The organism is Gilliamella sp. B2717 (genome assembly GCF_026536675.1).
Lineage (GTDB): Bacteria > Pseudomonadota > Gammaproteobacteria > Enterobacterales > Orbaceae > Gilliamella > Gilliamella apicola_I.
Genome location: NZ_JAFNNQ010000030.1, coordinates 49,787 through 60,913 on the forward strand (window position 1 = coordinate 49,787; position 11,127 = coordinate 60,913).

Consider the following 11,127-nt stretch of genomic DNA (forward strand, 5'->3'; position numbering starts at 1 on the left):
CACTACCATTCATTATTTTTTGTGCGGGTAAAGCATTAAAATAATCTGCCTGTAATCTTTGCCACTTAGAGGTGTCGCTCGACGGTTGTGCATTGTCATTTTTAACTATGGCTATGTATAAAGCACCATTATATTTTATAATAGCATTTTCTGGATAAGTAACTAACTCACTCCATTCTGGCACACCTTGTTGTAACAGATATAGTATATTTTTATCAATTCGATTAAATGCGCCATTCATCCATTCCATTGGTGGTTTCGAAGCAGTTTGATCGATGGTGATTCCCCAGCCTCGACTTACATCAGGAAAATCCGTAACTTCCCCTTTTTTTGCTGAATCTGCAAAGATTAAATAATCTGGTTTTTTTTGTATAATCATTGAATAGTTCCTATTTCTTGAAGTCGAACAAATTTGCCTAAATTAAAACCGAATGAGGCATTGTCATGCGAAAATCCAAACGGTTCGTTATTAATTAGAACAATATATTGATACATAACACCAACAGGTCGGGCTAAAATATCCATTTTACTAATTGCATATAAAGTAAGTGAATTGAGTTGATCACTGTTAACTAATACATTCATTGTCATATTTTGGGAATCAATAATATTTCCATGTTTGCCAATCACGAATTTAATTGATTTTACAATGTTTGATATTTCACCACTTTGATAATTTTTAGTAATTTTTGCCTTAATAAAGAAACGATAATCGCTATCATTTAATACAACAGATGCCGTTAAAGCGTCGCCATGTCGATAAAATTCACCAATATCAAATGATAATGCTGTGTTATCTTCTAACCATCCAAAATATTCTTTGGTGATAGCAGAAGGTAACACGCGCGAGACGCCAACATGACGACCAATCAAATCAAGTGCATAACCTGTCGCGTCGTTGATGCTGAGAACATCAGCAATTTGAATGACATTGTTAAACGTGTTACCTGTCTCTTTATTGATAGCTTTGATAGTACCTAATGCCTTGGGTTTTGTACGATATTGCCAAATGAGGAATTTTTCTCTATTCATCTATTAGCACCTCAATATGCGTTATCTGTGCATACTCTCGATAATCGATATTGACAATGTTGGCACTGTTTACAGCGAGTTCTTTAATATAAAATCCGTCAACTAAGTTAATGCTTGAAATAATACGGGATGCATACACATTTTCACCAATTTCAAAATCAAGACTTTTTAAATTAGCTTTAATCTGTTCTGAATTGATATCATTAAAAGATTTGTAACGACCAATTGTCATTGAGACATTGATAGCGACTTTTCTTGGTCTATCAAAGTAAACTTTTCGAGGTATTTCATCTAATAAATACATCGTCTCAATTTTCCCAAATAGTCCACAACCGCCAATTTTCTTTTTAGTGATCACCTCTGCTATTTTTTCATCATCGCCACCAAGGATCACAGCATTAAATGAATGAGCAGGCACACCCTTTTCATCCGTTTTATTCGTATAGTTTTCATATACTACGCATTTAGTCACACCGGTTATATTCATTAATGCAGACTGTATGCCTTGGCGATCATCATAATTATTGATTGAATGAGATAACATAAAGCGTTTTAATAGTTGCGCATCAGTTTCTTCATCAACTCCGCCATAGCTTTGGGTGTTGGCAGTAATTTTATCTATGCCGATGATAATAGTGCTCGGTGTAAATTCATCCATTGCGTTAACGGTATAATGACCTAACTCTAGCGATCTAAATTTTGAACGAGCACTACCTAAATCATTTAATTTTATTGGCTCGGTTGTCACCCATTTATTTTTATTTTTATCAACATAAATAGCGTTTTGAGGGATTAATGTGTTTGGCGTTCCATTAAAAATGACTTCATCGATGTATGAATATGATGCGGTTATTCTTGTTAATCCTGCATACATTGCCCGTTGTTCCAACCACTGCCCCGTTGCTTGATAAGGGTCTAACATCTGAATAATAAATGATACTGCTTGATGTATGTTCGATAATTCCTGAGAAAATAAACCGAGCAATTGCCCATCTGGCGTATCACTATCTAAATTGACATTTTCACCATAAATCGATTTAAAACTTGTTATTAAACGATTTTTAATTGTGTCAAAATCATCAATAACAATTCCTTTATCTGTTATCTGTAACATTAAATGAAGCCTCATTAGAATTGTTGAATTTATCTGTGTAGGTAATTTGAATGAGAAACTCACGCGTCTCGCTATCCAATAAAATATCGAACTCATCAATACTAATCACACCTTCAATGTTGAAAATTTGTTTTTTTATATCAATTTCCAACTGTTTAGTATTTGGGTTTTTAGCAAGATAATCAAACCAGGCAATACCGTCATTGCGATCCAAAAACCAATCTTTTTTTAAGGATAATAATTTAGTTTTTACACACTGGGCTATTGCATCTGACTGATGTAAATAATTAGCCAAACCTTGCCCAAATGTCCAATCATGATTATTGTCTAACTCTCTTACTTTCATGTTGGCTCTCCTGTCGTGTCATCGCCGCTTTTCACACCTGTATGTCTATGAGTATTCAAACTAATTCCTTTGTTTGTTATGACATCTTGTGCAGTGATTATGCCGGAACTAATTGTATTGCCATTAGATTGATTGAAACTACCAATTTGGTCATAGTTTCCAAACTGTTGCTTATTTCCTTCATGTACAATATTGCCTTTGATATAGATTGTTCCTTGCGTTAATCGAATATGAGTTTGCCCGTCATCTGTTTGCATCGATACGCCATCATGATAAAAATCTGGAATTTTGTTAGGCACACTGTTACAACCTACGATAAAAAAACCATCGCTTAAGTCATTCATGCGATTATCAAGCGGTTTTGATGCTTCGCCCGATGCAAACCAGCCATCAATACAACGGCTGGAAAAGACCACCAGACCTTCATCACCTGCTTTGATAGGTACCGTCATACAAAAACCGCCGGCGTGAGGAAATTGTGCAGGAACATCAACCAATGGCGGAATCGATATCTCTTCCCCATTTGCTAATACTCTATTAATCATCGGTTTACATTGCACTGTATGACCATCAAAACTGATCACCTTTGCAGGCAATGCCGTATAAATATTTGATTGGGCACGTTTAATTTGATTTTCAATTGCTTGGTATAGTGTATCAACCATAATTTACCTACGAATTTAAGCCAATAAAAAACCACCTTTAGCAGGTGGTTAATTTATTGTTGGTTACAGAGTAATTGTCTTGTATTGACTGATAGAATGATTATTTTAATTAAAATAACTTATTGTTTTATAAAAGATATCAGAAATTTAATTTTGATTTGATAGATTAGAAAATATTTGAAACGAATGGAAATAAAAAAATTACGTTGAGATTGCAATCTTTAGCTTCGGGAACGTTAGTGTATATCTGCTAACTTTAATATTACAGTAAAATGTTTGATTCGATTAAGCGTTTAACTTTGTTTTAATAAAGCTTTACTTAAGACATCTAAACAATGGTACAATAACCATAAAACTGACCTGATTCCAAAAATTGCAATCTTTTTTAGATATTAATCATGAATATTCATTTGATTGCATTAATAGAGTTAATTAATTTGCTCAGCAAGTTTAATCACTTCTGAAACAGTTTTACCATCAAGTTTTTGCTTCATGATTTCTTCCATTTTCTTATTATCGTAATTTGCTTCAGTAGCCGCTTGCATATTAATTTTACTCAAAGCTGCTGTAAAAGATTGCGCTTCACTGAAGTTAAGGTCTTTTACAACTTCAGCTAATGATTCTTGATATTTTTCAGGTGTTGAAGCATCAATCTTTTTATCGCCACAAGCAGTTAATAAAGTTATAGACATTAAAAGTACAAGTAATTTTTTCATTTTTCCATCCTTTTATAAATTATATTGGGATGCTCATCCTATATCTAAATTGATAACAAATCAAATTTTTTCGAAATTACCAAAAATACACTGTAATTTGCTTTGCCAGTTATTCCCATATAGATCCCCACTATGTTGTAGCGCTTTAATTTTATAGTCTCCATTGAGTTCTGTGAGTTTAGATTCAACTCGAATTAATGCACCTATCTTATAATGCGGATTACATAATGTTGTTATTTCTAACCCTTTATCTGTCTTTTTAGGCGTTCCTATCATGCCCGTCGTTCTTGAAATAACAAATCCTTCATGATTTGAAATAGCCTTATTTTTGGGGATAACAATCAGTTCGTCATCTTGGATAGACCAATCGGCATCATTATTATTTGCTATTTGGTGCATAAGTTCGCGAGTATCACACATGAAAACTTTTCCGCGAGGAAGTGCTTTATTATTAGGAAGATTAACATTGCCTTTTTTTAAACCAAAACTTTTTAACGCTTCATTAAAAAAATCATTGTCAGTTTGTCCTTTTTCTAATGTTTTGATAATAACTTTTTCTGTAAAAGCTTTGTGACCATCAGCACACCTTAGGGTCGTGATAATATCCAGTTCAGAAAGTTGATTTTCCACCGTTAAAATATCACCACAAAAAATCATCCGTAAGACATCATCCTGATAACTAACATATAATTCTACATAATCATATTGTTTCGTGCTGATTAAATTACGATTTGAATCGTTGAGGTTGTATATTGAAATTTCAGCGGTGTTAGGATCGGAAGTAAGTGTTTTGTTGACCGAGAAAGTGACTCTAAGATTGTTCAATACAATACTTTCTTTACGATTGCCTATTTTCAGTTCTAAAACTCGCCCGAATTGTCTCACGATATTCATCCTTTGTCATAATTAATAATTGCATTCGATTATGTAAGTCATTTTTCGTTATTGCATTAATTCCTAATCCTGATTTGTCATAAAGGACTAAAACAAAAGGAAGGTCAAATTCAATAAGCGCTGGACTGCCTACAGACAGTCCTTTATTGGTTGTAAGATATTGATTATTGTTAATATCAAACAAATCAAATTGGTAGCCGACTAATACCGTATTGAATCTTAATGTTAATCGTAAATTCATATCGTATAATGTAAAGGTTTGTTCTAGCACATCATCATAAGTTGTCTGAATTATATACATACTTAATCTCTCAAATTTTCTTTATTTACCAACAACTAATCACTTTTTTAGCTTTGAAGTTATCTACATTACTTAATAAACCAACTAAAAATCTTATAAAGAACAGATTTTAGTTCTTCGATTTTCTGTGGTTGTGTTTTACCAAGATTCTGTTTTTTAACCGTTTGATTTAGACCACTTGCAATTTGCGTTTCGACGATAAAAATTTCTCGAAACGTTAAGGAAAACTCACCATAAGTATTTTTTTGTTGAGTCAAACCCACAGAACTTAGAACCATATTATTATATTGCTTAGCATTAGTTTGCAGGATAACAGGTTCACCACTCCGTTGAATTGCCAGCAATTTTTCGTAAGCGTCTGCGATACGATCTGAAAATAAGCTATTTACAATAGGAGACTGATATTCAGGTAAAAAATCGGCCACGACTTGATTCAATTTTTCAGCGCTTGTTTGAAAATGTGATGCAAAACGATTTACCATGTTTTCCGCTTGTGCTGCAAAAGTTTTGATTGGCATCGGCAAAGGGTAATTGGATAAATCTATTCCCCAAAAATGGTCAATCGAGAAAGTATTTTTTTCATATCCCACAATAAGACCATTTATTGAAATCTCTTTTGGTTCTAAAACTGCATGATCGGCAATATTAGCACCATTTTCAATGGGATTTTCCGTGACTTTTAATTTTGATGTATGCTGTTCGACAGTATTAATATCTAAACTGAATACAAAATTGTCAGTAACAATTAACCCACTATTTTTTGATGATTTGTTTAAAATAGATTGAAACATCAGTTAGACCCCATCGCTGTAACTGTATTATCATTGATTCGTCTCGCAGCATTGTCGACAATATTGCAAACTTGATCGAGACCATTCTGAGGTGTAGTTACATTCATTGTATTATGAATTATTATTTCACTGTTATTATTGACGTTTTTATTTAATGCAGATAAACCTCCGGCTTTTGCTACATCTGTACTTACGAGTGCAAGATTTTGGGTTGCGGAATAATTCGTGGCTTTAAGATTTTCTTCTTGAGCTTGTTCATCTTTATCACTACCAAAACCAAAAAAAGAAAGTACACCTTTTATTTTACTTTTCATCTTATCGATGACAGCAAAAAACTTGTCTTCAATCCATTTCAATCCATCTTTAAAAGGTTGCGTAATACAGTCAAGAATACCTGAAAACGTTTTTCCTAAATTATCGATAAAAGAAGTGATATCAACACCCCAAATCTCAAATAATCCTTTTATAAATTCCCAAGCAGCTTTAAATGGCGCTGTAATAAAATCAGTTATTGCTTCAAAGGTTTGACCAATTTTCTCAGTTGTTGAAGTGCTATCATCCGTCCAAATTGTAAATAAGCTTTTAACCAATTCCCAAGCAGCCTTAAATGGTGCCGTAATTAAGTCTAAAATTGCGTCAAAGGTAGCGCCTATTGCATTGACCGTTTTCTCGGCATTTTCTTCACTCATACCAAAGTACATGAGTATATCTTTTATACCATTTTTAAAGAAATTAGTAACTTTATTCCAAAAATCAGAAAAAAAGGAAACAAGAAAATCCCAATTATCGTAAATAAGATAAGCAGCCAAAGCGATAGCAGTAATAATAGCCAGAATAGGATTAGCTATCATGATAGACGTCAGTGTTTTTATTGCACTGCCAATTGTTTTAATAATTTTAACTAAATTTCCAAGCGTTTTGAGAGCATTACCAATACTTAGAATAGCATTGGAGATTGAGGTAATTAATTTAGCTTTAGCTGATACCCACGCTATTTTTCCGCCTAATAAAAGCAAATAGCCCAATACGGCAAAAATAATACTTTTCCAGTTTTTATCTAAATTTTGCCACCAAGTTATTGCATTTTTGATGTTGTCGATACAGGCTTGCCAAAATGGAGCAAATTGACTCTTACCACCTTTTAAGAAAACCATAAAATCATCAATGATCAACAATAATCCAGCTATCAAACCGATGACTAGCCCAATCGGACTAAACAGCATAGCACGATTTAAGACTGCCCAAGCAACACTCAAGGCTATTATGGCATTTTCCCAACCAATGGTCTTAGAAATTATCATATCGATAAATTCAAAAGCATGTTTTATAACTTGAATAAAATTCGAAAGAACACTAATTACGACGTTGATACCTTTGGCAATCAATTTCTTGTTAGCTTTGAGCCATTTATTAAAGCTTATTACAAGTTCAGTTACCCTTGGTAATAATCCTAAAGCAATTTTCGTTTTTATGCTATCAATCGCAAGACCGGACTTCTCAAGTTCGATCTTATATTTTTTTACTTGTGCCAGTTCACTTTTTGAAATAGAAAATAAGAGATTTTTTTTGCCAGCAAGTTCTTCTGCTTTATCAATAGCGCTGTTAAAAGCGCTAATCATTTTTTCCCCATAGTTTTTGGCTGCAGTCGTAATACTCGTTAAAGCTTGTTTTAAAATATCAAATTTAGATTTAGCTTTTTCAGATGACTCAGCCGCTTTTTCATTAGATTGACTCGCATCGTTAATCGCATTATTAAGTGTAGTATTTATAACTTTGCCAATGTTAGATAACTTCATTGCACTGATTTCTAAAAAAGTCGTGACTTTAGTTAGATTGTTTACCTGTGAGATATCAACACCAATTTTTATCAAATATTGCTCTAGATGCACTTTAATTCTCCTTTGGCTTTTCAGCCAATCTAACTTCTGCTATCACATGGTGCATATCGATAACATCATCAAGTGAATATACAGTTTTTAATTCGTGGAGTGTTGCATAATTGTTGACAATAACACTCCACATAAACCAATCTATATCGCTTTCTTGGCTATCTCCTCCAAGCTGAGCGTATTTAGATTGGATAATAGGCCACTTGGTAAAAAAGCCAAAAAATGGAACTTCAATCCTTCAATGATGATTTGGTAATAATGACTTCTATGCGCATTAAAAAATTCACTGGCTTCTCTTGGGTTTTGGAATAATATCTTTTTACCAGCTTCATCTGTGGCTGTGACATAATCGAGAATAAATCGCTCAATTTCTTCAAATTGCTCAGTACCAATATTCGAAGCTAACTGTCCAATATCAAATCCTGATGTAGTATCCCCGACAGAAAAACAGCCCTTTAAGAGGGCTGTGAGTTTTTTGAGATATTTATTGGCTTTGTAAAAATCTGCTTGTTTAAAGGTATAAACAACATTATCTATCGTATAATCTTTGTTTTCCATTATTGACCTCCTTTGATGTTAAATTCAGCTTTTGTTGCTTTAAGTGTCCATGTTAAACCATTGTGAGCTGTACCACGTGCAATAGTTGGTGGCGTGGTAAACCAACATCCAGTCAATAAAAATTCATCACCATTACGCAAATCTTTATAGGTAATTAATTTACCTTTAGCTTTTGTCGGATTATTAATTTGGGCTTGTCGTAATTGATTTAATACTTCGTTAGTTTCAGTGTGCTGTAATGTTTTAATCGTGACAGTAGCACCTTTATTGCAAGTATTAACAAACACCCCTTCACCATTGATACCATAAGTGATATCACCATCATCCCCTATGGGTGCAATACTAATGGAATCTTGAGCATTTTCATAACCAGTTATTTCATAGCCATCTATTGTTAAGACAGCATCTTCTAAAGAAAAAGATTTATTAGACATCGTGTATCCTTATCGATTAAATTGAACAATAATATCAACGCTGTGACCTGCACCAGCAAGTTTTAATGCGCAGTTAATTGGCATCATTTTGCGCGCTTCACGATCAGCCGTGTCTTGCGTATCAAAAGAATCTGAATAGAAATAGTATCCATTCACAGTATCGCCAAATTTCAGCTCACCAATATCGCCAAGCGACCATTTACCCATGCCAAGAAAACCGTTATTGACAAATTGCTCACCAATAATTTTTAACTTGCTGATTAAACGTTGTTGTCCTTTATCGGTTTGTGGAATTTTAGTCGGTTCACCTTGTAACGCATTAAATGCTTGTACTTGAATTGCATTGATGAATGCATCCAGTCCTGTGGTTTCATCAATGAATGTCCCACCAACCATAACGCCTTCTGCAAGCATATTGACACCGGCATAATCTGTATAAAAATTGACACCTAAACGACGACATTTCATCGCTTCATTGACAGTGATTTTGTCGTCTGATGTAACACTAGCTTCTTGTTTAAATTTGACTGTTTTAGCGGTATTAATACCTGTCCATACGGTGGTTAACGCAATGCCCATAAGTTCAGCAGCAGCATGGTTATTCCCTTTGTTGTTATATTGAACCATCAAGCGTCCGCTATTTCGTTTTGACAATGTTTTTAAAACATTATCATCACTGTATTCAATATTTTTTTCTCGAGTTTCGGTATGGGCTAATACTTTGGCATTTTCAACCCCTTGAGCAACAATCCAATCATGCGCTTCCACTAATTCACTATCTGTAATAGTATTTGCAAAATACACACCATACCAATTTTGATATTGATTTTGTAATGCAGTTAATGCTTCAGCAGGCGACTCTTTACGATAAGTTGTTGCATCCTCTCCTTTAATTAATGATGCTTTACCATCAATTAAATTACAAAGATTACCGATATAAGAGCCTTCTGATTGAGAATCAAACACATATCCAAAATTGTCGCCCTTACCTTCTTTTTGAGCAGCTAAAATAAATCTATTACCAACAGAATCATAAATAACTGAAACTCCACTATCTTTTAATTTAGTATTGATGACAGTTGCAACATCATTCATACTTGATACATTGCTAAAATCCAGATCAGTAATTTGATGTTTAGCATCACCAAAGTAAAAAGAAAAATAACCATCTTTAATACTCTTAAATTGAATATAGCTGACAGCTAAAGCAGAGCCATTAATTTTTGAACTCAACGCTTTAGTGGTAACCCCCTCTTGCATATATTTAGCAATCAATGCCGTTTTCGGTTTAGGTTGAGCAGAGAATAATGCGCAAGCAGCTTGATATGCATCAGAATCAGTGCCAAATAAATTTGCAACTGTTGTTGCATCTGAAACAACAACATAACGAGTTTCTTTATTGCTGAATTCTTCACACATATCTTTTGTAAAAATAGCCACAACGCTTAGGTCACGTTTTTGTGCCCCTCTTGGCGATTGTTGTAGAGTTGCATCTACGACTTGACTTAATGGTAAACTCATTTAGTAACCTCGAATGTAAAATTAACGCTATCACCGCGTTTAACGCTGGTTTTAACGATTGGATTGATGGAAAAAATAAGATCTACTTGTGCATGTTGAACGGTTTTGTCTGCAGAAGTTGTAGATACGTTTTCAATATCGGAGCATCGAAGATACCCCATTCTTAATTTCTTTAACTTTTGCCAAACAGGCGTGAACTGCATTGATTCTGTTAATTTGCATAGCTGTTCATAGGCATCTTTACCGTAGGCTTTGACGGTAATTGTTGCTTCTTTTAGTGTCGATATCACTTCTTCTTCATCTTCACCGTGATATAAAATTTCTTTGCCTATCTCGGTTTGAGACATATTAAGAACAGTGATGAATTTATCTAAACGAGAGACATCCGGTATGTTATCCTCCTCAAATATAATTGTTTCCGGTAAAGACAGAATTTCTGCTATCAAACGTCTAACTTCAGTCATTTCAAGCTTAGAAACAGTCGTGATTGGCATAATGACTCCATAAAAAAGAAGATAGGGTTTAACGATAAGGTGATAATATAAAAACCATGCTGTTGTTGATTTATTATTTGTAATAAATTGATAAATCTAGTTGAATTGATTGTTCACATTATCCATTGTTAAATCACATAGACAGGGATTAAGTAGGTTAAAAATTTTTTAACCCAATCGAAGTAAAAACAATTGTGATTGTATAAAACTAGTTTGATATAACGTTATAAAACTGCGTTAATCATTAGGATATAATCATCATAACGCCATATATTATTTAATATTACAAAAAGGGGGATGCATAATTTATTTATTACACATAAACAGTGTGTTATTTTGAGGTGCAATGACCTGACAATAGTATTGCTGCCA

The 11,127-nt window shown here is 33.7% G+C and carries 13 protein-coding genes and 1 pseudogene; all 14 read right to left on the bottom strand.

All coding sequences use genetic code 11. From position 1 onward, the window contains the following. Nucleotides 1-379 (bottom strand): annotated as a pseudogene (locus J3U35_RS05455) (phage tail protein); the annotation flags it as partial. After that, nucleotides 376-1,032: a DUF2612 domain-containing protein gene (locus tag J3U35_RS05460; protein WP_267360076.1), complete on the bottom strand. Its 657-nt coding sequence runs from the start codon at nucleotides 1,030-1,032 to the stop codon at nucleotides 376-378. The gene J3U35_RS05460 and the pseudogene J3U35_RS05455, both read right to left, overlap by 4 nt. Beyond that, nucleotides 1,025-2,146 carry a baseplate J/gp47 family protein gene (locus J3U35_RS05465; RefSeq protein ID WP_267360078.1) on the bottom strand — a complete coding sequence of 374 codons (1,122 nt, stop codon included), beginning with the start codon at nucleotides 2,144-2,146 and terminating at the stop codon, nucleotides 1,025-1,027. Before J3U35_RS05465 ends, J3U35_RS05460 begins: the two co-directional genes overlap by 8 nt. Further along, nucleotides 2,127-2,492 (bottom strand): hypothetical protein, encoded by a 366-nt coding sequence (locus J3U35_RS05470; RefSeq protein WP_267351853.1) that lies wholly within the window; start codon nucleotides 2,490-2,492, stop codon nucleotides 2,127-2,129. The genes J3U35_RS05465 and J3U35_RS05470 overlap by 20 nt, the downstream gene beginning before the upstream one ends. Next, nucleotides 2,489-3,157 (bottom strand): Gp138 family membrane-puncturing spike protein, encoded by a 669-nt coding sequence (locus tag J3U35_RS05475; protein WP_267360080.1) that lies wholly within the window; start codon nucleotides 3,155-3,157, stop codon nucleotides 2,489-2,491. Before J3U35_RS05475 ends, J3U35_RS05470 begins: the two co-directional genes overlap by 4 nt. 428 nt (nucleotides 3,158-3,585) lie before the next feature. Beyond that, nucleotides 3,586-3,873: a DUF6694 family lipoprotein gene (locus tag J3U35_RS05480; RefSeq protein WP_267351849.1), complete on the bottom strand. Its 288-nt coding sequence runs from the start codon at nucleotides 3,871-3,873 to the stop codon at nucleotides 3,586-3,588. A 60-nt stretch (nucleotides 3,874-3,933) separates the two neighbouring features. Further along, on the bottom strand, nucleotides 3,934-4,767 hold the full coding sequence (locus J3U35_RS05485; RefSeq protein ID WP_411590777.1) for a phage protein: 834 nt from the start codon (nucleotides 4,765-4,767) through the stop codon (nucleotides 3,934-3,936). After that, nucleotides 4,712-5,068: a phage baseplate plug family protein gene (locus J3U35_RS05490; RefSeq protein WP_267360084.1), complete on the bottom strand. Its 357-nt coding sequence runs from the start codon at nucleotides 5,066-5,068 to the stop codon at nucleotides 4,712-4,714. Before J3U35_RS05490 ends, J3U35_RS05485 begins: the two co-directional genes overlap by 56 nt. 68 nt (nucleotides 5,069-5,136) lie before the next feature. After that, a complete protein-coding gene (locus tag J3U35_RS05495) occupies nucleotides 5,137-5,859 on the bottom strand; it encodes a phage baseplate protein (protein ID WP_267360086.1) in 723 nt (240 codons plus the stop codon). Continuing rightward, nucleotides 5,859-7,730: a hypothetical protein gene (locus tag J3U35_RS05500; protein WP_267360088.1), complete on the bottom strand. Its 1,872-nt coding sequence runs from the start codon at nucleotides 7,728-7,730 to the stop codon at nucleotides 5,859-5,861. The genes J3U35_RS05495 and J3U35_RS05500 overlap by 1 nt, the downstream gene beginning before the upstream one ends. A gap of 159 nt (nucleotides 7,731-7,889) precedes the next feature. Continuing rightward, nucleotides 7,890-8,306: a phage tail assembly chaperone gene (locus J3U35_RS05505; protein ID WP_065558726.1), complete on the bottom strand. Its 417-nt coding sequence runs from the start codon at nucleotides 8,304-8,306 to the stop codon at nucleotides 7,890-7,892. After that, complete coding sequence (locus tag J3U35_RS05510; RefSeq protein ID WP_065558727.1) at nucleotides 8,306-8,740, bottom strand: phage protein; 435 nt, start codon at nucleotides 8,738-8,740, stop codon at nucleotides 8,306-8,308. The genes J3U35_RS05505 and J3U35_RS05510 overlap by 1 nt, the downstream gene beginning before the upstream one ends. A gap of 9 nt (nucleotides 8,741-8,749) precedes the next feature. Next, on the bottom strand, nucleotides 8,750-10,261 hold the full coding sequence (locus tag J3U35_RS05515; protein WP_267360090.1) for a DUF3383 domain-containing protein: 1,512 nt from the start codon (nucleotides 10,259-10,261) through the stop codon (nucleotides 8,750-8,752). Continuing rightward, a complete protein-coding gene (locus J3U35_RS05520) occupies nucleotides 10,258-10,755 on the bottom strand; it encodes an LIC_12616 family protein (protein ID WP_267360092.1) in 498 nt (165 codons plus the stop codon). Before J3U35_RS05520 ends, J3U35_RS05515 begins: the two co-directional genes overlap by 4 nt. Nucleotides 10,756-11,127 lie beyond the last annotated feature (372 nt).

What these genes read in the sequence shown, in the direction of transcription:
- J3U35_RS05460 (WP_267360076.1), bottom strand. Translation starts at nt 1,032, where the DNA reads ATGAATAGAGAAAAATTCCTCATTTGGCAATATCGTACAAAACCCAAG.
- J3U35_RS05465 (WP_267360078.1), bottom strand. Translation starts at nt 2,146, where the DNA reads ATGTTACAGATAACAGATAAAGGAATTGTTATTGATGATTTTGACACA.
- J3U35_RS05470 (WP_267351853.1), bottom strand. Translation starts at nt 2,492, where the DNA reads ATGAAAGTAAGAGAGTTAGACAATAATCATGATTGGACATTTGGGCAA.
- J3U35_RS05475 (WP_267360080.1), bottom strand. Translation starts at nt 3,157, where the DNA reads ATGGTTGATACACTATACCAAGCAATTGAAAATCAAATTAAACGTGCC.
- J3U35_RS05480 (WP_267351849.1), bottom strand. Translation starts at nt 3,873, where the DNA reads ATGAAAAAATTACTTGTACTTTTAATGTCTATAACTTTATTAACTGCT.
- J3U35_RS05485 (WP_411590777.1), bottom strand. Translation starts at nt 4,767, where the DNA reads ATGAATATCGTGAGACAATTCGGGCGAGTTTTAGAACTGAAAATAGGC.
- J3U35_RS05490 (WP_267360084.1), bottom strand. Translation starts at nt 5,068, where the DNA reads ATGTATATAATTCAGACAACTTATGATGATGTGCTAGAACAAACCTTT.
- J3U35_RS05495 (WP_267360086.1), bottom strand. Translation starts at nt 5,859, where the DNA reads ATGTTTCAATCTATTTTAAACAAATCATCAAAAAATAGTGGGTTAATT.
- J3U35_RS05505 (WP_065558726.1), bottom strand. Translation starts at nt 8,306, where the DNA reads ATGGAAAACAAAGATTATACGATAGATAATGTTGTTTATACCTTTAAA.
- J3U35_RS05510 (WP_065558727.1), bottom strand. Translation starts at nt 8,740, where the DNA reads ATGTCTAATAAATCTTTTTCTTTAGAAGATGCTGTCTTAACAATAGAT.
- J3U35_RS05515 (WP_267360090.1), bottom strand. Translation starts at nt 10,261, where the DNA reads ATGAGTTTACCATTAAGTCAAGTCGTAGATGCAACTCTACAACAATCG.
- J3U35_RS05520 (WP_267360092.1), bottom strand. Translation starts at nt 10,755, where the DNA reads ATGCCAATCACGACTGTTTCTAAGCTTGAAATGACTGAAGTTAGACGT.